1 pseudogene is annotated in these 501 nt (G+C 75.6%); it reads right to left on the reverse strand.

Going from position 1 to position 501, the window contains the following annotated elements:
• Positions 1–152 precede the first annotated feature (152 nt).
• Positions 153–501, reverse strand: a pseudogene (locus tag ACFQV6_RS44415) (hypothetical protein); the annotation flags it as partial.

The following is a 501-nucleotide window of genomic DNA, read 5'->3' on the forward strand; positions in this document are numbered from 1 at the left end:
GCGCCGCCCCGCCCCGACCTGCACCGCCCGGCACCGACCAGCACCGCCCCGCTCACCGCCCCGAGCCCGCCTCGCCTCGCCTCGCCCCACACCGCCCGCCCATCGACTCTCGCCGCGCCCGCACGTCGCGACTCCCGCGCAGAACCGCCGGGTCAGAGGTAGCTGACGCCGGTCAAATCCTCGGCGGCCGCCCAGAGGCGTTCCCCGACGGCCGGATCGGCGGCCTCCCGGCTGAGCCGCGCCTCGGTGACCCGCCCGCGCGTCTCCCACAGCCCGGCCGGGCCGAAGAACTGCCCGCCACGCACCCCCGGCTCGGTCGCCGCGCGCAACTGGGGCAGCGTGCCCTGCTCCACCGACTGGGTGGCGACCAGGCCGACTCTCGCGATCAACTTTCCGGCCCGGCCGCGGTGCTCCCACGCGCGCGGCGTCAGACACCCCAGCTTCTTGGATGTCAAGCTGCGGCGGGTTGTGTGCGGTGTGACCAGGCGGTCGTTTCGTTGT

Origin of the sequence: Actinoplanes sp. GCM10030250 (assembly GCF_042666575.1) — a bacterium.
Taxonomy (GTDB): domain Bacteria; phylum Actinomycetota; class Actinomycetes; order Mycobacteriales; family Micromonosporaceae; genus Actinoplanes.